The 20068-nt window shown below is 37.4% G+C and carries 20 protein-coding genes; 19 read left to right on the top strand and 1 reads right to left on the bottom strand.

Annotated elements, in window-relative coordinates:
• Window position 1 precedes the first annotated feature (1 nt).
• Window positions 2–220: a twin-arginine translocase TatA/TatE family subunit gene (locus ACYQ0O_RS02040; RefSeq protein WP_075068441.1), complete on the bottom strand. Its 219-nt coding sequence runs from the start codon at window positions 218–220 to the stop codon at window positions 2–4.
• A gap of 118 nt (window positions 221–338) precedes the next feature.
• On the opposite strand from ACYQ0O_RS02040, the gene ACYQ0O_RS02035 reads away from it, so the two are divergent.
• The 19 genes from ACYQ0O_RS02035 to trpD all read left to right on the top strand — a co-directional run bounded on the left by ACYQ0O_RS02035 (window position 339) and on the right by trpD (window position 19920).
• Window positions 339–1100 (top strand): hypothetical protein, encoded by a 762-nt coding sequence (locus ACYQ0O_RS02035; RefSeq protein WP_459890154.1) that lies wholly within the window; start codon window positions 339–341, stop codon window positions 1098–1100.
• A 7-nt stretch (window positions 1101–1107) separates the two neighbouring features.
• Window positions 1108–1746, top strand: coding sequence for an HAD family hydrolase (locus ACYQ0O_RS02030; protein WP_459890152.1), 639 nt, complete (start codon window positions 1108–1110; stop codon window positions 1744–1746).
• A 24-nt stretch (window positions 1747–1770) separates the two neighbouring features.
• Window positions 1771–2073: a YggT family protein gene (locus ACYQ0O_RS02025; RefSeq protein WP_459890151.1), complete on the top strand. Its 303-nt coding sequence runs from the start codon at window positions 1771–1773 to the stop codon at window positions 2071–2073.
• Between the two features lie 22 nt (window positions 2074–2095).
• On the top strand, window positions 2096–2395 hold the full coding sequence (locus tag ACYQ0O_RS02020; RefSeq protein WP_459890150.1) for a DUF167 domain-containing protein: 300 nt from the start codon (window positions 2096–2098) through the stop codon (window positions 2393–2395).
• A gap of 17 nt (window positions 2396–2412) precedes the next feature.
• Entirely contained in the window at window positions 2413–2655 is a 243-nt protein-coding gene (locus ACYQ0O_RS02015) for an HP1242/YdcH family protein (RefSeq protein ID WP_459890149.1), read from the top strand.
• Window positions 2655–4346: a biosynthetic-type acetolactate synthase large subunit gene (ilvB, locus tag ACYQ0O_RS02010; RefSeq protein ID WP_459890148.1), complete on the top strand. Its 1692-nt coding sequence runs from the start codon at window positions 2655–2657 to the stop codon at window positions 4344–4346. The genes ACYQ0O_RS02015 and ilvB overlap by 1 nt, the downstream gene beginning before the upstream one ends.
• A 27-nt stretch (window positions 4347–4373) precedes the next feature.
• Window positions 4374–4859 (top strand): acetolactate synthase small subunit, encoded by a 486-nt coding sequence (gene ilvN, locus ACYQ0O_RS02005; protein WP_459890147.1) that lies wholly within the window; start codon window positions 4374–4376, stop codon window positions 4857–4859.
• A gap of 23 nt (window positions 4860–4882) precedes the next feature.
• Window positions 4883–5878 (top strand): ketol-acid reductoisomerase, encoded by a 996-nt coding sequence (gene ilvC / locus ACYQ0O_RS02000; protein ID WP_459890146.1) that lies wholly within the window; start codon window positions 4883–4885, stop codon window positions 5876–5878.
• An 87-nt stretch (window positions 5879–5965) separates the two neighbouring features.
• Window positions 5966–8323, top strand: coding sequence for an ATPase, T2SS/T4P/T4SS family (locus ACYQ0O_RS01995; RefSeq protein ID WP_459890145.1), 2358 nt, complete (start codon window positions 5966–5968; stop codon window positions 8321–8323).
• A gap of 251 nt (window positions 8324–8574) precedes the next feature.
• Window positions 8575–8946, top strand: a complete 372-nt coding sequence (locus tag ACYQ0O_RS01990; RefSeq protein WP_459890144.1) for a hypothetical protein — start codon at window positions 8575–8577, stop codon at window positions 8944–8946.
• A gap of 87 nt (window positions 8947–9033) precedes the next feature.
• Window positions 9034–11310 carry a DUF4405 domain-containing protein gene (locus ACYQ0O_RS01985; RefSeq protein ID WP_459890143.1) on the top strand — a complete coding sequence of 759 codons (2277 nt, stop codon included), beginning with the start codon at window positions 9034–9036 and terminating at the stop codon, window positions 11308–11310.
• Between the two features lie 523 nt (window positions 11311–11833).
• Window positions 11834–12634 carry a 2-amino-3,7-dideoxy-D-threo-hept-6-ulosonate synthase gene (locus ACYQ0O_RS01980; RefSeq protein ID WP_075069214.1) on the top strand — a complete coding sequence of 267 codons (801 nt, stop codon included), beginning with the start codon at window positions 11834–11836 and terminating at the stop codon, window positions 12632–12634.
• Window positions 12635–12650: 16 nt separating this feature from the next.
• Window positions 12651–13625: a 3-dehydroquinate synthase II gene (locus ACYQ0O_RS01975; protein ID WP_459890142.1), complete on the top strand. Its 975-nt coding sequence runs from the start codon at window positions 12651–12653 to the stop codon at window positions 13623–13625.
• Window positions 13626–13644: 19 nt separating this feature from the next.
• Window positions 13645–14763 carry a prephenate dehydratase gene (gene pheA / locus ACYQ0O_RS01970; protein ID WP_459890141.1) on the top strand — a complete coding sequence of 373 codons (1119 nt, stop codon included), beginning with the start codon at window positions 13645–13647 and terminating at the stop codon, window positions 14761–14763.
• A gap of 12 nt (window positions 14764–14775) precedes the next feature.
• A complete protein-coding gene (gene aroA, locus ACYQ0O_RS01965) occupies window positions 14776–16080 on the top strand; it encodes a 3-phosphoshikimate 1-carboxyvinyltransferase (RefSeq protein WP_459890140.1) in 1305 nt (434 codons plus the stop codon).
• 6 nt (window positions 16081–16086) lie between these two features.
• A complete protein-coding gene (locus tag ACYQ0O_RS01960) occupies window positions 16087–16866 on the top strand; it encodes a prephenate dehydrogenase/arogenate dehydrogenase family protein (protein WP_459890139.1) in 780 nt (259 codons plus the stop codon).
• 88 nt (window positions 16867–16954) lie between these two features.
• Window positions 16955–18355: an anthranilate synthase component I family protein gene (locus ACYQ0O_RS01955; protein ID WP_459890138.1), complete on the top strand. Its 1401-nt coding sequence runs from the start codon at window positions 16955–16957 to the stop codon at window positions 18353–18355.
• Window positions 18336–18935 (top strand): anthranilate synthase component II, encoded by a 600-nt coding sequence (locus tag ACYQ0O_RS01950; protein ID WP_459890137.1) that lies wholly within the window; start codon window positions 18336–18338, stop codon window positions 18933–18935. Before ACYQ0O_RS01955 ends, ACYQ0O_RS01950 begins: the two co-directional genes overlap by 20 nt.
• Complete coding sequence (gene trpD, locus ACYQ0O_RS01945) at window positions 18925–19920, top strand: anthranilate phosphoribosyltransferase (RefSeq protein WP_459890136.1); 996 nt, start codon at window positions 18925–18927, stop codon at window positions 19918–19920. Before ACYQ0O_RS01950 ends, trpD begins: the two co-directional genes overlap by 11 nt.
• Window positions 19921–20068 lie beyond the last annotated feature (148 nt).

Raw genomic sequence — 20068 nt, 5'->3', positions numbered from 1 at the left:
ATTATTTTTCACTGGCCTCATTATCATTTTGTGATTTATTGTTGGATATTTTCTTGTTGGTTGAGCTTATATCTATTTCATCAGGTTCTGTTGCGGCCTTTTTAAAATTCTTTATGGCCTTACCAAGGCCAGCGCCAATCTCTGGCAACTTATTGGCTCCAAAGATCACCAATGCAATTAATAAAAGTACTAATAATTCAGGAATTCCAATACCAAACATTAAACAACCTCCTAGAGAATTAAATTTACATTTGCTTTTAGTGGGAAATGAAGATAATACTAATTTCTTTGTATTGCAAGTTAAGTTTTTTGACCATAAAACAAAAGAGTATCTAGATATGAATAAAATATTCTTTCCTACACTGCATCATGAACTAGTAGGCGACAAAATTTTAAAAGAAGTCACACTGGTAAATCCTGGGTTATTTGAGGAAGACGAACAAAGATCATGTAATTACTTTAGACCCAGGAAATTTCCCTTAAAAACCAAAGAGGCTCAAAAATACATCAAGGATTTTTTAATGTACGGGGATTTTTTTGAAAATCCCAGGGAGATTAAGCAAAGTTTTCTTTTACAATTAATAGGAAAAGATAGTGAAAAACCCAGTAGTATAAAGAGTTCCATAAAAAAAGGTATGGGCCATACTGAAAAAATTGATTATTTTTTGATTGCCCAGCTTACTCTGCTCCTCCAATGGACATTGGAAGAAAAGGTCCTGGAACTTCAAAAACTGGACAGAGAATTGGCAAGAGACTTACAGCAACTTAAACATTCTCTAGGAGAAGATGTATCTTTGGACTATCTTCAAAGCAAGACTCAAACGACTGATCCTAGGTCCCAAATTAACACTTTACTACCTTATGATAAAATACTACCATGTTTTTTTTTGATAATAGAAAAAAATCACATATTAATTACTGATGTTCAAGACCTATATGAGATGTGGATAGATTTTGGAATTGAATTCTCCATAGTTGATGATGATAGAGAATTGTTTCAGACAACAGATTTTGGATATCGATTTATATTTAAGAAAAAGCCCCATGAGGAGTTCAATTGGTTAAACAAAAAATTCAAAGTTGAATTTATAAGGAGTTAGTTAACTAATGGAATTTGATTACAAAGACTTTTTCGAAAACAAAAAAGGGATTATCTTTGATTGTGATGGTGTAATAATAAATTCAAGAGATGCTAATGTAAGATTTTATAATATTATATTAGAGAAACTTGAACTTCCTCCAATGGACAAATCTCAGGAAGATTATGTGCATTCACACACTGTATATGAATCTATAAAACATATAGTTCCACCAATTCTATTTGAAGAGGCTATAAATATTGGAAAAAAAATATCTTACTTGTCTGTAATAGACTTAATTAAATTAGAGGATGGGCTTATAGACTTTATCTCTATTCTGAAAAAAAAGAATAAAAAATTGGCTATTAATACAAATAGAACAAACACAATGCCCATCATACTAAATAATTTCCAATTAAAATCTTTCTTTGATCCAGTGGTTACAGCAGATAGTGTAAAAAATCCAAAGCCTCATCCTGAAAGTATTTACTACATTTTAAAAAGATGGAATTTAAAACCATATGAAGTTTTATTTATTGGGGATTCTAAAGTAGATGAAAAAACCGCTAAAAGTGTTCCGGTTGATTTTATATCTTATAAAAACCATGACTTGAATTCCATTGCTAATATTGAAAATTTTAACCAAATAGTTAATCTTTTAACATAATTTAAATTCTATCAGGAGGTTACTATGTTTATTATTGCAAATCTCCTTAAGGCAGTTGCATTTGTTTTAGACAGTTTACTGTCCATTTATTTCTGGATAGTGATAATCTCTGCTCTACTTTCATGGGTTAGGCCTGACCCTTATAATCCAATAGTCAGATTTTTATATTCAATAACAGAGCCTGTTTTTTACAAAGTCAGAAAATGGATACCATTTGTATATATAAGTGGTATTGATTTATCGCCAATTGTAGTCCTACTTATAATAGAGTTCTTAAAAATATTTCTTGTTCAAACACTGTATCAACTTGCATTTTACATAGCCTAAATTAACAAAGATGGAACAACAAATGGATTTTATAACTCAAATTGACCAAAAGACCTTTAAATTAGCCCTTTGGGTTCAACCAGGGGCAAAAAAAAATTCCATTGAAGGGGTCTATCAAAATTGTCTAAAGGTAAAAATATGTGCTCCACCAGTTGATAACAAGGCAAATAAAGAGGTAGTTGAATTTATGTCTAAAATTTTTAAGGTAAAAAAGAGTCAAATAAAAATTGTGGGTGGACAAAAAAACAGGAAAAAGCTATTACTAATTAGCCTGGAAAATGACATGGACCCCAAGACAGTTCTAAAAACTTTTTTGAACTAAACAGGAGGCAAGAAACAATGGAACAATATGAGTTGGAACTTATAGCCAAGTATGGAGAAAAAGATGAAGAACTCAACAAACTGTGGCAGCAACATCTAGAATATGAAAAGCAGGTTGAAAAGTTAGAGAGCAAACCATATTTAACTCCCCAGGATGATTTAGAATTAAAGAGAATAAAAAAATTAAAGCTTGCTGGTAAAACAAAAATCCAGGCAATACTGGAAAAATACAAGAAAATGGAAGAGGAGGGAGAGCAGTAATGAAAATAAAAGGGGCGAGGATTCTCCTTGAATGTTTAAAACAGGAAGGTGTTGAGGTAATATTTGGATTTCCAGGAGGGGCTGTAATTGATATATATCACGAACTACCCAACTATCCCATGAAACACATATTGGTAAGACACGAACAGGCCGCTGTACACGCTGCTGATGGATATGCAAGGGCCAGTGGAAAGGTAGGTGTTGTGCTGGTTACATCTGGACCTGGAGCCACTAATACAGTGACTGGAATTGCCACTGCATATATGGACTCTATTCCCATTGTTGTGTTCACAGGACAGGTTCCTAGACCATTAATTGGTAATGATGCATTCCAAGAAGTGGATATAGTTGGAATCACCAGGCCATGTACAAAACACAACTATCTTGTAAAGGATCCAGCAAAACTGCCCCAGATAATAAAAGAGGCATTTTACATAGCAAAATCAGGTAGGCCTGGGCCAGTCTTAGTTGACCTGCCAAAGGACATAATGGCTTCTGAAATTGAAGCAGAATACCCCAAAAGTGTATCCTTGAGGAGCTATCATCCCAATTATGAACCAAACCTAAAGCAGGTAAAAAAGGCGGTTGACTTAATTTTAGATGCAAAAAGACCCCTTATATTTGCAGGTGGAGGGGTTATTGCTTCATCAGGAAACAAAGAACTCACATGGCTCGCCAGGACCCTGAGGATACCTGTTACTGCTAGTCTCATGGGCCTTGGCTCATTCCCAGGAAACGACCCCTTATGGCTTGGAATGTTGGGGATGCACGGGACCTATGTAGCCAACATGGCAATTAACCATGCAGATGTAATTATTGCTGCTGGGGTTAGGTTCGATGATAGGGTCACAGGGAGGGTAGACAGTTTTGCCCCATCGGCAAAAATCATACATATAGATATCGATCCCACATCTATTAGAAAAAACGTTCGTGTGGATATACCAATAGTTGCAGATTGCAAAGAAGCCTTATCAGCCTTAAAAGAAGAAATATCCAAACGCATTAAAGAAGAGGATTTGTCAGAGAAGTATCAGTCATGGAGGGACAAGTTGAATGCCTGGAATGAGGCACATCCACTTACGTATAACAAATCCAATGAGGTCATAAAACCACAATTTGTCATTGAAAAACTCTATGAATTAACTGGAGGAGATGCAATAATTACTACAGAAGTTGGACAAAATCAAATGTGGGCTGCTCAACATTTTAAATACCTAAGACCCAGGACCCTACTTAGTTCTGGTGGTCTAGGCACAATGGGATATGGATTTCCTGCAGCAATTGGCGCACAGATGGCATTTCCTGATAAAACCGTTGTGGACATTGCAGGGGATGGGTCAATCCAGATGAATATTCAAGAGCTTGCCACAGCTGTTTGGTATAACCTCCCAGTCAAGATAATCATATTAAACAACTCATATCTTGGAATGGTTAGACAGTGGCAAGAGCTATTTTACAATAGAAATTACAGTGCCACCCATTTAGAATACAATCCTGATTTTGTAAAATTGGCAGAGGCCTATGGCGCAGAAGGTTTCAGGGCTACCAAACCTTCAGAGGTTGAGGATGTCCTAAAACGGGCATTAAAATCCAAAAAGACATGTGTTATTGATATGGTAGTGGAAAAAGAAGAGAATGTATATCCAATGGTACCTGCTGGTGCATCATTATCTGAAATGTTACTTGTTTAACCAAATAGGCCTTAAGGAGTATTTATTATGAAACATACCCTCTCAGTATTAGTAGAAGACGAACCAGGAGTACTCTCCAGGGTTTCAGGACTTTTCAGTGGAAGGGGGTTTAACATTATATCTCTAAATGTAGCCCCTACTTTGGAAAAAAATACATCCCTTATGACAATAGTCACAGAAGGAGATGAACAAATAGTAGAACAGATCATAAAGCAGCTTAGAAAGTTAATCACTGTAATAAAAGTTGTGGACATGAATACTGTAAAAACAGTGGAAAGGGAGATGGTACTTATAAAAGTTAACGCTCAGAATTCTTATAGAGCTGAGGTCCTTAGGATTGTAGATATATTTAGATGCAAAGTAGTGGATGTAAGTCCAGCTGAAATGACCATTGAAGCAACAGGAAACAGCGAAAAACTAAGTGCCCTTATAAATTTGCTCCAGAAATTTGGTATTAAAGAAATAGCAAGAACAGGCATAGTAGCAATGAAAAGGAGCATGCAACTTTCATAACTTTTTTGAGGAGGTAGTTTAAAATGCAGGTTTATTATGACAAAGATGCAGATTTAAAAATTCTATCTGACAAGTTAATTGCAATAGTTGGTTATGGATCCCAGGGACACGCCCATGCCCTTAATTTAAGGGATTCAGGTTTAAATGTTATAGTTGCCCAGAGACCAGGTGGTCCAAATTATGACCTTGCCAAAAAGCATGGATTTGAGCCAGTGTCTGTTAAAGAAGCTGCAGAAAAAGCGGACCTAATACAGATCCTGATTCCAGATCAACACCAACCAAAGGTTTATATTGAAGACATAAAGCCATATCTTAAAAAGGGAAAAGTGCTGGGCTTTAGTCATGGATTCAATATCCATTTTAATCAAATAGAACCCCCAAAAGACGTAGATGTTATAATGGTTGCACCAAAAGGACCAGGTCATCTGGTTAGAAGGGAATATGAAAAGGGATTTGGAGTCCCTTCCCTGGCGGCGGTATATCAGGATGCATCAGGCAGTGCTTGGGATATTGCCCTCTCCTATGCAAAGGGAATTGGTGCCACAAGAGCAGGTGTCATTAAAACAACCTTTAAAGAAGAGACAGAAACAGACCTCTTTGGTGAACAGGCAGTGCTCTGTGGTGGTGTAAGCCAACTTATTAGGTCAGGATTTGAGACCTTGGTGGAAGCAGGATATCAACCTGAGGTAGCTTATTTTGAGTGTCTTCACGAGATGAAACTCATTGTGGACCTCCTCTATGAAGGAGGATTTAAGCTCATGCACTACTCCATTAGTGATACTGCAGAATATGGGGATTATGTCAGTGGTCCTAGGGTAGTTGATGAGAAGGTTAAGGAAAACATGAAACAGATTTTAGCAGAAATCCAGGACGGTAGTTTTGCCAAAAAATGGATTCTGGAAAATCAGGCTGGTCAGGTATCCTTTAAGGCCCTTAGGAAAAAATATCACTCTCATATTATAGAAGAGGTGGGTGATAGACTAAGAGATATGATGCCATGGCTTAAAGAAAAAAAATAGACTATTACACAAATTTAGATTAAATAAGAGGACCTAAAAAATTAATTTTTTCTGGGTCCTCTTATTTTTTTAAAGGGATTGCAAAAAATGAGTTGGGAAGGATATCTTAAGTGGCTTGAATCTCAGAAAAACAAACTGGATTCCCATTTAAAAAATAACAAAATTTGGGAGGCCAAGGATATTGCAGAAACCACTTTATTATCCTTGATCAGAACCTGGGATTATGGAGAAAAAAGAGGCCACACCAAAGACCTTGCCAGGCTCAAAGAATTTTTCCAAGACGCCCTCTCTAAAATAGATGTTGAAGAAAATCCTGTTATTGCTTCTATTTTTAACAACAAAGACAAAACCTACCAAATCCCCCTGGAGCAAGTTGAATCCTTTGTAAAACAAGGAGACTATAAAAAGGCTATTGATAACTTAAATAGTCTAGTTAACCAGGGAATACTAGACTTTGACATTGTTAAATTAATGATCTTTTGTCTGGAAAAAAGGGACGAAATTGATGAACTTTCGGAATTTTTGACAAAGATATTGCTTGAAAAAGAACGTTTCACAGAAAAACAACTTGCCTATATTTATTATAAATTGGGCTCAACTTTAATTAAGCTTAACAAAATCACACAGGCCAGGGAATGTTTTTGGAAATTGAAAAAGTTAGATCCAAATTTTCCGGGAATTAAAGAAAAATTAGAAGAACTAGAAAGAAAAAGGGTACGTACAAAGAGTAGATACGAACTACTTCTAGATGCTGGATACCTAACAGAAGAACAGTTAAAAGAAGCCAAGGACATTGCCGTAAGGGAAGGGACAGATTTAGATGAAATCCTGATTACTAAATTTAATGTTCCCAAAAAGGAACTGGGTAAATCACTAAGTAGTTTTTATGGGGTACCATTTGTGGAATTTAACCCCAAAACCTTGCCTCCATATGGAATTTTTGAAAAGAGGAAATTAGATCCCAATTTTCTCAAACAATATGAGTGGGTACCTTATAGAGAGGAAGGTAAAACCATCCAGGTCATTATGACCAATCCCTTTGACCTGGGAAGATTAGATGAGATCAAATTTATATTGGGCACCAATCAAATAGAACCTTTAGTTTCCACAAAAAAAGACATTGAAGAGTTTATTGATCACTTTTTTAAACAGCTTACTGCTGAAAATGAACTCCTGGAATTTGATGAGGAGGTAGAAGACGACAGAGCTTCTGAATTTGAAGAACTTGAAGAAGAAATCTCTGAACAAGATAGCGAGGTGGTTAGACTTGTAAATGCTATTTTAGTTGAAGCATGGAGGCGAAATGCATCAGATATCCACATTGAGCCAAACACTATATCCAAGTACTGTTCAATACGGATGAGAATAGATGGGACCTGTCATGAATTTAAAAAACTTAGGCTACATTATGCAAGGCCACTTGTCTCAAGAATAAAAATAATGGCAAGGTTGGACATTGCTGAAAGGCGACTTCCCCAGGATGGGAAATTAAAGATAAAGCTTCCAAACATGAATAAAATAGTGGAATACCGGGTAGCCACCCTACCCACCATAGACAACCAGGAAGATGTGGTCTTAAGGGTACTTGCCTCTGGAAAGCCAATCCCAATTGACGGTCTGGGGCTGCTTCCCCATAATCTGGAAATATTCAAACAAGAAATAACTCAGCCATATGGCATGATACTGGTGGTTGGACCAACAGGGTCTGGTAAAACCACTACCCTCCACTCCGCCCTTGGATACATAAATAAACCAGATAAAAAAATCTGGACCGCAGAAGACCCTGTTGAAATAACCCAGGAGGGTCTCAGACAGGTACAGGTTAACCCCAAAATAGGTTTGACATTTGCTTCTGCCTTAAGGGCCTTTTTAAGGGCAGATCCAGATGTCATAATGATTGGAGAGATGAGGGATAAAGAAACTGCCCACATTGGTATAGAGGCATCCTTAACAGGACACCTGGTCTTTTCCACCCTTCATACAAATTCTGCCCCAGAGACCATTACAAGGCTACTTGACATGGAATTAGACCCATTTAATTTTTCCGACTCCATGCTCTGTATACTCGCCCAGAGACTAATAAAAACCCTTTGTAGCCAATGTAAAGAACCATACAAGCCATCAAATGAAGAGATAGATGAACTTATATCTGAGTTTGGCAGAGATGATTGGGATAGATGGATTAAAAGAAAAGAAATAACCCTATACAGGGCAAAAGGCTGCCCCAATTGTATGAATGGCTACAAAGGAAGAATGGGCGTCCACGAACTCCTAAAAAACTCAGACTCAATTAGATCCCTGATTAAAAAAAGGGCCCCCACAGAAGAAATTAGAGAAGTTGCAATATCACAAGGCATGCTCACCCTAAAACAAGATGGTATCCTCAAAGTCATAAGTGGCTACACTGATATCCATCAGGTAAGGGCAGTAGCTGGAAAAAAATAAAAGCCACATTTAAATTTAGTAAAATAAAAAAGCTTAATATTGGCTATAATTCATCATAAATAAAAAAATACCACAAAAGTATTTATATATTTTAAACTTGATTTTTTATTGGCCTATTGGTAAGTTTGCCAACAATAACTTAACAAAAAAAAGTTCTTATGAAAAATTTTTAAGAGGCAGAGCTAGTGGTATTTTTATAATAATTTATTTGTTTGTAAAAAGGATATATTAACCTAAAAAGGAGATGGGCCATGGTTTTAAAAAAGGCATGGTGTACTTTTTTGATGTTTTTACCTATCTTTTTTATAGTAGAGTTTAAATTAGGAAGATGTGCTGTATATAATAAAAGCAGTAAACTTTATGAAGAAAGAAAAAAAGACGCAATGGGTGTATGCCCCCCATTTTATCTTTTAGATGAAAATGGGAATATTATAAATCCTGTAAAGCATATAAACGATCATGTTCCATACAGTCCTGAAAAGACATGTGGCAGGTGTCATGATTATAAGAAAATAACCAAGGCATATCATTTTATGCAGGGAAAGGGGGAGAAATTATCAAAAGAATTTAAAGAAATGTATCCCTGGTGTACAAGTCCAGGACAATATGGGGGAAGGTGGTGAAGTCCTGGACCGATTTTCCCGCAGTTGGCGGAAAAGAAGAATAACTCCTCTTTAGATATAGATTTTACTTCTTTTACTTTTGCCAAAATGTGCGGAAAATGTCATCCAGGAGGAGGGTCTTTAGAATACGATAGATCTGGTCATAGATATGATAAATTTGCAAAAGATCCTAAAAATACAATCCAGCCTTTGGGAGTTAATAATTATGATGGAGATTATTATAAATCCAATTGGGCTGCTACTGGAGTATTAGAGGCTGATTGTCTTATGTGTCATTTGCCTGAATATAACAATAAAGCAAGGATAGAGCAGATAAAAAGGCTTAATTTTAAGTGGGCTGCTACTGCAGGGTCTGGTTTTGGAAAGGTGATTGGCAGTGTTGCAAAAGGAGAAAAACCTTATGTTGTATACGATCTTTCCAAGTTTGGGCCAGATGGGAAAGTAACATTAAAGGTGGTTAGAAAGCCAAGAAATGAGAATTGTCTTTTTTGCCACCATGAACCTGGCTGGAAAAAAAGAGGCGCTTCTTTTTCTCCTAGAACAGATGTGCATATAAGGGCAGGACTTTTGTGTGTGGATTGTCATGTGACTGGGAGGAGTGCAAAAGATCCAAGAATTTACGGAAGGGAGATGCATGAAATTGGGAAAGGAGATGATCCAGGAGGGTTTGTAAGGGATGATTTAGACAATACCATGAGAACATGTAAAGATTGCCATTTTAATGGACTTTATAATGCACCCATACCTAAACATAAGGGAATCCCACCATGGCATTTTGAATATATTGCTTGTCAGACATGTCATATCCCATGGAGACAGGTAAAAGCCGCCCTTGTTCAGGATGCTTCTGTTTTTAACAAAAGTCCTAGAATAGCTCCACCACCAAAAAGAATATGGTCCTTTTATGGTCCTGATATGAAAGCATGGAATTATTATGGATTTGAATTGGGATACCCAGAAGGGATGCAACCCTACATCCTATTTAGACCTGTTCTTGCTCTATATAAAGGACAGATTTATCCAGTAAATAGGGTCTATACAAGGTGGGTGGGAATAAAACGAAAAGGACATAAAGGAATTGAACAGCCCCATATGAAGGATATTTTTTTGATGTGGAAGGCCCATTACAAAGATCCAAACCATAACTATCCATTGCTTTCTAAAATCAAAGATGACAACAAAGATGGTTTTTTAGAGGTAAATCGTCCAGAAGAGATTGTTGCTCTTATATCTTCAGTTAAATCAATGCTTATTTCTAAAGGATATGATTTGACAAATAAAGAAGTTGTGTTTGTAGATGGTGATAGATACACTACAGATGGGAAAAAGTGGGTTTATATTCCTAAAAAGCCTTATGAATATTCACCCTACGGCTCTGTATTTAAATATTCTCATGATGTTTCCCCAGCAAAGAATGCATTAGGTGCAAAAGGATGTATAGATTGCCACAGTAATAAATCCCATTTCTTCTTTGGAAAGGTGATGAAGATTCCATTTGATAAAAATGCAAATCCAGTGTTTGAGCCTCAATATAAGCTCATTGGATATAATGGTAATCCAAGGCAACATAAAGGAATTGTTGGAATATTTTCTGTATCATTTAAATGGTTTACAATAATTGTCCTATTGGGACTTTTTATACATATAATTCTGGATTTTACTGCAAGAATAAGAGAAAAGAACAAATTAGATAGAGAAATAGAAGGAGAATATCAGAGATTTAATTCAAATTTCCTTGCACAACATCTTTTGCTTGTTATAAGTGTGGTGCTTTTAACTATTTCTGGAATATTTTTATGGTGTACTAGATATCCTGGGTCTTATACTGCTACACACATCAGCGCACTTTGTGGTGGGCTGGATTTTTGGAGAGTTGTTCATAGAATCGGTGGTATAATTTTGATTATTGCAGCTATATATCATATCATATACTCAATCGTATGTGCGGATGGAAGAAAAGACTTTATTGAGATGCTTCCAAAGAAAAAGGATTTTAAGGACTTTGGTAAAAATCTCATGTGGTTTTTGGGGATTTCAAAAGAGCGTCCCAGATTTGGCAGGTTTAGTTATTTTGAGAAATTTGATTACTGGGCAGTATATTGGGGATGTGTAATAATGATTGGAACAGGTGTTTTTATGTGGTTTCCAGATATCCTTAAAAGGATCTTCCCAGATATTACTTATAAAGTGTTTGATGTATTGAAAGAGATACATGCGCACGAAGCCTATCTTGCTATTTTGGCAATATTTATATGGCATATATACAATGTGCATTTTAGACCTGGTAGATTTCCAGGTGTAAAGACATGGATAACTGGTAGATTGTCTTTAAAAGAAAAAGAACTGGAGCATCCATTAGAATAAACAGAGGCAAAATGATGTGATTAAAGGCATATTTTTTCTTTTTCCAGGTATTTTAACCCCTTTTCCCCTAGTTTGACAGTTGAAGGGGTTAAAATTCTTTTAAATTAGTATGTTACAAAATTAAAAAACGAGGGAATTTACCCTCCAGGTATTCGAGATGGGATACTAACCCAAGTTTATCAAAATTTTTGATAATATATTGTAATAACTGAAATTTAATTTTTATTTGCCACTACAAATTTTCTGGTTGACATCTCAAAAAAAATGGAATAGCAATTAAATTCATGAACACAAAACTCGGGCTGAATTCCACCTCATTTAATTTTTATTTTAGCTTTTTTTATTTTTGGTATTTTAGGGGTGGAGTCTGTGGCCCGGGTGGTTTAATTTAGGAAAATACCCAGGAAAAATCCCAAAGGGCCGCAGGCTAAATAAGCCAGCGGCCCTTTTTTTATGGTCGTTGGCTTAAAAATAATAACAGTCATGGGGCCCAGGTAACAAAAACAAACAGGAGGTTAGTAAAATGCATCTGGGCAAATCAATTAGACTTGAGAGGATCTTCAATAGAAATACTGGCAGGACAATAATAGTACCTTTAGACCATGGAGTCACAGTTGGACCAATCTTTGGACTTGTGGATCTAAAAAACACTGTAGACCAAGTGGCTGAAGGTGGAGCCAATGCAGTGGTAATGCACAAGGGCCTTGTTAGATGTGGACATAGAGAAAAGGGAAAGGACATTGGACTTATAATTCACCTCTCAGGAAGCACCCAGCTCTCCCCATATCCCAATGCCAAGACATTGGTTGGCAGGGTTGAAGATGCCATAAAACTTGGAGCCGACGCAGTTTCTGTACATGTTAATCTGGGAGATGAAACAGAAAGATACATGTTAGCTGATTTGGGTAAAATAACAAGCGAAGCAAATGAATGGGGCATGCCAGTTCTGGCAATGGTTTATGGAAGAGGACCAAAGATTAAAAATGGATATGATCCTGAAATTGTTGCTCACTGTGCAAGGGTTGGTGAAGAATTAGGCGCTGATGTTGTAAAAGTACCCTATACTGGAGACGTTGAATCATTTAGTAAAGTTGTGGAGGCGTGTTGTATCCCTGTGGTTATTGCAGGTGGCCCCAAAATGGATAATAAAAAGGACCTCCTTAAAATGGTCTATGAATCTATCCAGGCAGGTGGAGCTGGACTCTCAGTTGGGAGAAATATATTTCAGGACGAGGACCCCAGGACACTTGTTCGCGCACTTCATGGTATCGTACATGACGATTTGAGCATTGAAGAAGCACTTGAAATTGTAAACAACAAATAGGGAGAATTGAACATTTATGAAAGAAATAATAGTTAAGGCAATACCCTTTGATAAAAAGCTGGTTACCCTATCCCTGGAATCTGGTGTAGATGGAATTTTGGCAGAAAAGGATAAGATAAAAGAAGTCAGCGCCCTTGGCAGGATTAAGACCTTTGTTCCAGAAGATTTTGAGGCTATTTCCCTGAATTCCAAGGAAGATGAATTGCTGGCAGAAGAATATCTAAAAAAGGGGAAAAGGGTTTTAATCTCCCATGGATGGGAAATAATCCCCATAGAAAACCTCCTTGCTGTACAGGATGGAAAATTGGGAGTGGAGGTGAAAAATTTAGAAGAAGCAAAATTGGCATCTGGGATCCTGGAAAAAGGAGTAGATTTTCTAGTTATCTTACCAGAAGGCAGACAATTTATAAAACAAATAGTAAAAGATCTAAAGCTGACAGGAGACAAGGTGGATCTTGAGGTTGCAAAGATTACATCCATAAAGCCAATTGGATTGGGACATAGGGTATGCGTGGACACCTGTTCCATTTTAAATACTGGCCAGGGAATGCTTGTTGGCAATTCCTCTGGCTTTACCTTTTTAATACATGCAGAAACAGAAAAAAATCCTTATGTTGCATCTAGACCTTTTAGGGTAAATGCAGGTGCAGTACACTCATATGTATTAAGGCCAAATGATAAAACATCCTATTTAGAAGAATTAAAAGCAGGAGATGAGGTCCTTGTAGTTGATAGTGAAGGGAATACTATGCTCAGCTCTGTTGGCCGGGTCAAAATAGAGATAAGGCCATTACTTTTAATAAGTGCTGAGACCTCAGGGAAGAAAGGAGATGTGATCTTACAAAATGCAGAGACAATAAGGCTTGTTGGAAAAGATGGAGCCCCCATATCTGTTGTGAGCCTGAAACAAGGAGATGAAGTACTGGTAAGAGTAGATGATGCTGGAAGACACTTTGGGATGCGCATAAAAGAGGAGATAAAGGAAAAATAAACCGGGGTAGGAGAAAAGAATGTCTGTAGATACAAATTCAAGACTTAAAGAGATTAGAAGAGAGATAAATAAAATAGACAGCCAGATACTCGCTCTCTTAAATGAGAGGGCTAGATACAGTCTGGAAGTTGGTAAATTAAAAAAAGAAAGTAAAGACAGTATATTTAAACCATTCAGGGAAAAAGATATCCTAGAGGAATTGGAAAAGGCTAATCCAGGGCCCCTTCCCAGGGAACACTTAATTGCCATTTATAGGGAGATATTGTCCTCTTCCAGGAGTCTTCAGCGTCCTCAAAAAATAGTCTATCTTGGCCCAGAAGGGACGTTCTCATATTTTGCTGCCCTTCACTATTTTGGAAATTCAGCAAATTATTTTCCAAAGTTTGTATTAGAAGATGTATTTAAGGCAGTGAGAAATAGAGAGGCTGAGCTTGGAGTGATCCCCCTTGAAAATTCGCTACAGGGTACTGTTGGCCAGAGCCTGGATATGTTTTTGAAATATCAAGTATTTATCCAGGCAGAAATTTTTTGTAAAATAAGCCACAGCCTACTTTCCATGTGCGAAAATCTAAGCAATATTGAAGTGGTCTATTCACACCCTCAGGCACTGCAACAATGTTCCATGTGGCTCAAAACCAGGCTCCCTGGAGTGAAAATCGTACCAGTGGACAGTACTGCTGCAGGGGCAAAATTGGCAAGCCAGAATATAAAGGCAGCGGCAATAGCCCACCCTGCCCTGGCTTGTAGTCTTGGTCTAAATATTATTGAAACAGGAATAGAGGACCTACCTGAAAACTGGACCAGATTTTTGATAATAGGCTCAGATGAACCACCAGCAGGAAATAGAGACAAAACATCACTACTCTTTACATTGCCTGACAAGCCAGGTTCCCTGGCCAGGGTCTTAAATCTACTTGCCATGGAAAATGTAAACATGAAAAAGTTAGAATCCAGGCCAATGAGGGGAGAGAAGTGGCAGTATGTGTTTTTCTGTGACGTTGAATGTGACCTCAGCAAAGAGCAATACAAGGCCCTTTTGGCAGATTTAAAACATTCATGTCACACCCTGAGGATTTTGGGAAGTTATCCAAATGGTCCTTACATAGATATACCAGGGGAAATAAGCCCTAAAGCATAGGAGAACACCTTTATGAAAGACATCTATGCTCCACCAAGTAAATCCATAACCCATAGGGCCATTATATGTGCATCCTTATGTGATGGTACATCAAAAATAAAAAATCCACTTTTATCTGATGATACCAAAAGGACCCTACAGTGTTGTATAGCCCTGGGAGCAAGGTGTGTTCTATCAAATAATCAGCTTGAAATAAAGGGAATAGAAAAAAAATGCCATTTAAACAAAAAGGTTGAGTTAAATGTAGGTGAGTCTGGAACAACCTGCAGACTAATCACTCCTATTGTTTCCGCCCTTAGGGGTATAGAGGCAAGAATATATGGGGAAGGTCGAATGCATGAAAGACCCATTGGCGAGCTTTTAGATGTCCTATCCTCACTTGGCACAGAAGTGTTTTATGAAGACAAACAGGGGTTTCCTCCCTTTAGATTAAGAGCAAATGGTCTAAAAGTAGGAACAGTAGGTATTAGTCTGGAAAAATCTTCCCAATACTTATCAGGTTTGCTTTTGGCATCTCCCCTAGCATGCGGAATTATAAAGATCAATATAATAGGCAAAAAAGCTGTGTCCTGGCCATATGTGGGACTTACAATTGAGGCCATGAAAAAATTTGGAGTAGATGTATCCATATATGAAAAACAGGGAAGGGACTGGTTTAAAAGGGACATTACTGAAATCGCAAAGGTGGAGCCTGGACATATAAAATTTATAGTAAAACCTGGCCAATACAGACCATGTGAATTTTTCATTGAAGGAGATTGGAGCAATGCATCCTACCTTGTGGCTGCTGGACTTCTTATGGAAGGAGGTTTAAAGATACACGGCCTTTTAAAAAATTCCCTCCAGGGGGATAAAAAGATTCTGGATATTTTAAAAAAAATGGGAGCCAGGATGTCATGGGAAAAAGATGCGTTGGTAGTTTATCCATCCAGACTCCATGGTATAGATATCAACATGAAAGACTGCCCAGATCTTGTCCCAACAGTTGCTGTTTTGGCATCCATGGCAGAATCAAAGACAACAATTTCTGGGGTTGAACATTTAAGGCTAAAAGAAAGTGACAGGTTAAATGGGGTTGCAACAGAGGTAAAAAAAGTTGGAGCAAAGGTAGAACTATTTAAAGATGGTCTTGGCATTGATCCCAGAGAGCTACCTGTTGGAAGAGAAATTTTATTTACCACATATGGGGATCACAGGATGGCAATGAGCCTCTCCCTTTATGAATTTAAGGGAATTAAGGTTAAACTGGACAACAAGAGATGTGTAGCAAAATCTTTTCCAGATTTTTTTGATGTCTTTGAAAAATTAAAAAATTAATATCTTATGGACAAAGAAATTAAAAATATACTCATTGTGGGCAACAAAGGGGCCATGGGAACCTTTTTTGAGAAAAGATTAAAATCTCAAGGTGAATTCACAGTATATGGTATAGATAGGCCTTTTAATTATTCATATATGGATTCAATATTTAAAGACCTGGACATGGTGCTTTTATGCATCCCAGCCTATGCAATAAAAGATGTAGTCCTGGGATTATCAAGTAAGCTAAATAAAAATACAATTTTAGTTGACATATGTTCAGTAAAAGTACTTCCCATGGAAGCCATGTTAAAAAGCCACTGTGGACCTGTTGTTGGAACACATCCCTTATTTGGGCCAGATCCAGGGCCAGATATTCCTTTAAAAATAGCCATTGTAAGGGGAAGGGGGGATTATGAGGTGGAACTTGTGAAACAGATATTTAAATCCATTGGGTGCAATGTTTTTGAGTGTAGTGCAAAGGAGCACGACCAGGCCATGGCTTTTATCCAGGGACTCAACTTTGTAACCACCCTCTCCTATTTTGCTGCCTTCTCAGACGATGAGTCCCTTTTAAAATTTATTACTCCATCCTTTAAAAGACGCATTGAGTCTGCGAAAAAAATGCTAACAGAAGATTCATCTCTATTTCAGACCCTTTTTGAGTCAAATCCATACTCCCATGAAGCAGTGAAAAAATTCAGGTCCTTTTTAAACCTGGCATCTGCCGGTGATTTAGACCTTTTAGTCCAAAAGGCATGGTGGTGGTGGAAAGTGTATCCAGATAGGGGGGATGTGCCTTAAATAAAAGGCTATTTTTAATGTTTTCAAGGCCGCATCCCCCAAAGGGATGCGGCCTTTATTTTTTAATAATTTTTTTAGGAGAAGTCTTATGATTGAACTTTATCAAACAATAAAAACTTATCCCGCTGATGTGCATACCCCAATTGGTCTTTATTTAAAATTTATAGGTAAAGACAAAGGGATACTTTTAGAGAGTGCTGAAGTAGACGGAAGGCTGGGAAGATACAGCCTCCTTGCATGGGACTTCAGACTCTGCATTAAATTAAAAAATGGGAAAATGAAGATTATTATATATGACCCTGAATTTTCTTATTTAGAAAAATTTCAAGGAGCAGAATTTATAACTTCAATAAAAAAAATACTTAAAACAATTAAAATAAAAACCTCAGGTCCAGATCTCCCACCTATCACAAGGTCTATCATAGGATATATTGGATATGAATGTATGGGATTTTTTGAACCAGTATTACAAAAACACCTAGATATTAAAAATGCAGAATCCATTTTTGTACTTCCTGGGAAACAAATCTTATACGACCACCTGCACCTTAGATGCTACTTTATATCCATTGACAATGAAAGATTAGAAGAATCCAAGGAGCAAATCTCTTTAAATACCCAGCCCAAGATAAGTGAAATTCACTCTTCATTCACAGAGGAAGGTTTTATCAACGCTGTTAAACAAACAAAGGAATTAATATATCAGGGTGAGGCCATACAGGTTGTTCTATCCAATAGATTTTCATCAAGTTTTTCAGGGGAACCATTTAGTATTTACAGGGGACTTAGACAGAAGAACCCCTCTCCCTACATGTTCTTCATGAACTTGGATGACATAACATTAATTGGGTCTTCTCCTGAACTCATGGTGCGCAGCCAGAATGGAAATGTTGAAGTAAGGCCAATAGCCGGGACAAGAAAAAGGGGGAAAGACAATAGAGAAGACGAGCTACAGGCAAAAGACCTGTTAAATGATCCAAAGGAGAAGGCAGAACACGTAATGCTGGTTGATCTTGGGAGAAACGACCTTGGCCGCATAGCTGAACCTGGCTCTGTAGAAGTAAACAAATTCATGGAAATAGAAAAATTTTCCCACGTCATGCACTTGACCTCATATATGAGCGCCAAATTAAGGGAAGGATTAGACGCAATTGACATAATTTCAGCGACCTTTCCAGCAGGCACTGTATCTGGCGCACCAAAAATAAGGGCAATGGAAATTATTTCTCAAATGGAGAAGATCCCGCGTGGTCCATATGCAGGTGCTGTGGGATGGATGGGATTATCCCATGAGTGTCATAATTTGGATACAGGGATAATTATACGGTCTCTATGGATCAGGGATGGGAAAATACACTGGCAGGCAGGGGCAGGGATTGTGGCAGACTCTGATCCTGAAAAAGAGTGGCTTGAGTGCCACAACAAGGCCAGGGTCATATTGGATGTACTCACACAAAATGGAGGTAATGATGTTCTTGCTAATAGATAACTACGATTCCTTTACATACAACCTGGTTCAGATATTTCAAAAATTACAGGTAAATCTGCATGTACTTAGAAACGATGATAAAAAAATTTTTTCTTACTTAAAAACTCCAGGCCTAAAGGGAATTGTGCTCTCCCCTGGTCCAGGAAGTCCTGCTTCCAGTGGCCTGTGTCGGGAGGTTTTGGATAGGCTGGATAAATCAATCCCGGTTTTTGGAGTGTGTCTTGGACATCAGGTACTTGGATATTTTGCTGGATACAGTGTATCCAGGGCAAAAAAAATAATGCATGGGAAGACCTCCCATGTAACCTATAAAAAAAGTCCCCTTTTTGATGGAGTGGAAAATCCCTTTATTGCAACAAGATACCATTCTCTGGTGATATCAAATCCAAGAATAAAGAACCCCCTTGAGGTGGATGTAATAGCAAGGAGCGAGGATGGCGAGATTATGGCCATAGCCTTTAAAGACAGGCCATGGTTTGGGGTACAATTCCACCCAGAATCTGTTTTAAGTAAATCAGGGCCAAAAATAATAGAAAACTTCTTAAAAATAGCACTACAAGGAGGTAAAAATGAAAATTAGAAAGGCACTACTTACCCTGTCCCAGAAACAAACACTACCTGAACATTTATTAACGGAATGTTTTGATGCACTATTTCAGGGAAAACTCTCCCATTCCCAGTCAGGGGCATTTTTATTTGGACTTAAATTTAAGGGAGAAACAACTTCAGACCTATTCTCTGCAGTTACAACTGCCTTAAAATACGCCATAAAAATAAATACTAGAGATATAGCAGATAAGACCATAGACACATGCGGCACAGGTGGAGATGGAAAGATGAGCTTTAACTGCTCCACTGCTGTGGCCCTGTTTCTCGCTGATTCAGGTTATAAGGTTGTAAAACATGGGAATAAGGGCGTATCCAGCAATTGTGGAAGCGCCGATATTTTGGACGCCCTAAATATTCCATTTTTAAAGGAGAAAAATGAAATCAAAAAATATTTAACAGAGAAAAATTTTGTTTTTTTATTTGCACCATACTTTCATCCTGCATTTAAACATGTAGCACCTATTAGAATGGAACTTGGAATACCTACTATATTTAATGTAATGGGACCTCTTTTAAATCCAGCCCAGCCCACTCATCAATTGGTTGGAGTTGGAGATAAAAAATATATGGATGTGGTAGCAGAGGTGCTTAAACTTAAGGGAATAAAAAGGGCAGCAGTTGTGCATGGAGATGGATTTGATGAAATAACTCCAACTGGAGAGACAGAAATTATATTAATAGAGGGGCAAAATATTGAACGACTGACCATATATCCTGAGGAATTTGGTATAAAAAGATGTAGGGAAGATGATTTAAAAATTAGAGACAGGGAACACTCCTTAAGTATAATGAAGATGCTTTTATCGGGAAAAGGCCCAGAAACCATAAAGGATATGGTCGCCATGAACCTTGGTATGGCACTTTATCTTTTAGAAGAAGATATAACATTAAAAGATGCAGTGAGTTTGGCAAGGGAAAAAATAGATAAAGGAACTAGTTCCATAAATGTAAATTAATCTGCTTATTTCTTTAACTCCGTTATGGATTAAGTGATTAGTTTTTAGTTGTTAGTCTTTAGTTGTTAGTTTTTAGTTGTTAGTTTTTAGTGATTAGTAGAAGGTAGAAGGAGAGAGAAAGGGCGAAGGGAGAAGGGTCCCTTCAACC

This window comes from Desulfothermus okinawensis JCM 13304, from assembly GCF_054654515.1.
Note: the sequence above shows the minus strand (reverse complement) of the source record. Positions and strands in the feature narration are given on the sequence as shown.

Coding starts and splice junctions, on each gene's coding strand:
- ACYQ0O_RS01975 (WP_459890142.1), top strand. CDS start 12,651: ATGAAAGAAATAATAGTTAAGGCAATACCCTTTGATAAAAAGCTGGTT.
- ilvC (WP_459890146.1), top strand. CDS start 4,883: ATGCAGGTTTATTATGACAAAGATGCAGATTTAAAAATTCTATCTGAC.
- ilvN (WP_459890147.1), top strand. CDS start 4,374: ATGAAACATACCCTCTCAGTATTAGTAGAAGACGAACCAGGAGTACTC.
- ACYQ0O_RS02035 (WP_459890154.1), top strand. CDS start 339: ATGAATAAAATATTCTTTCCTACACTGCATCATGAACTAGTAGGCGAC.
- trpD (WP_459890136.1), top strand. CDS start 18,925: ATGAAAATTAGAAAGGCACTACTTACCCTGTCCCAGAAACAAACACTA.
- pheA (WP_459890141.1), top strand. CDS start 13,645: ATGTCTGTAGATACAAATTCAAGACTTAAAGAGATTAGAAGAGAGATA.
- ACYQ0O_RS01950 (WP_459890137.1), top strand. CDS start 18,336: ATGTTCTTGCTAATAGATAACTACGATTCCTTTACATACAACCTGGTT.
- ACYQ0O_RS01980 (WP_075069214.1), top strand. CDS start 11,834: ATGCATCTGGGCAAATCAATTAGACTTGAGAGGATCTTCAATAGAAAT.
- ACYQ0O_RS01960 (WP_459890139.1), top strand. CDS start 16,087: ATGGACAAAGAAATTAAAAATATACTCATTGTGGGCAACAAAGGGGCC.
- ACYQ0O_RS01995 (WP_459890145.1), top strand. CDS start 5,966: ATGAGTTGGGAAGGATATCTTAAGTGGCTTGAATCTCAGAAAAACAAA.
- ACYQ0O_RS02015 (WP_459890149.1), top strand. CDS start 2,413: ATGGAACAATATGAGTTGGAACTTATAGCCAAGTATGGAGAAAAAGAT.
- ACYQ0O_RS01985 (WP_459890143.1), top strand. CDS start 9,034: ATGTGCGGAAAATGTCATCCAGGAGGAGGGTCTTTAGAATACGATAGA.
- ACYQ0O_RS02025 (WP_459890151.1), top strand. CDS start 1,771: ATGTTTATTATTGCAAATCTCCTTAAGGCAGTTGCATTTGTTTTAGAC.
- ACYQ0O_RS02040 (WP_075068441.1), bottom strand. CDS start 220: ATGTTTGGTATTGGAATTCCTGAATTATTAGTACTTTTATTAATTGCA.
- ACYQ0O_RS01955 (WP_459890138.1), top strand. CDS start 16,955: ATGATTGAACTTTATCAAACAATAAAAACTTATCCCGCTGATGTGCAT.
- ilvB (WP_459890148.1), top strand. CDS start 2,655: ATGAAAATAAAAGGGGCGAGGATTCTCCTTGAATGTTTAAAACAGGAA.
- ACYQ0O_RS02030 (WP_459890152.1), top strand. CDS start 1,108: ATGGAATTTGATTACAAAGACTTTTTCGAAAACAAAAAAGGGATTATC.
- ACYQ0O_RS02020 (WP_459890150.1), top strand. CDS start 2,096: ATGGATTTTATAACTCAAATTGACCAAAAGACCTTTAAATTAGCCCTT.
- ACYQ0O_RS01990 (WP_459890144.1), top strand. CDS start 8,575: ATGGTTTTAAAAAAGGCATGGTGTACTTTTTTGATGTTTTTACCTATC.
- aroA (WP_459890140.1), top strand. CDS start 14,776: ATGAAAGACATCTATGCTCCACCAAGTAAATCCATAACCCATAGGGCC.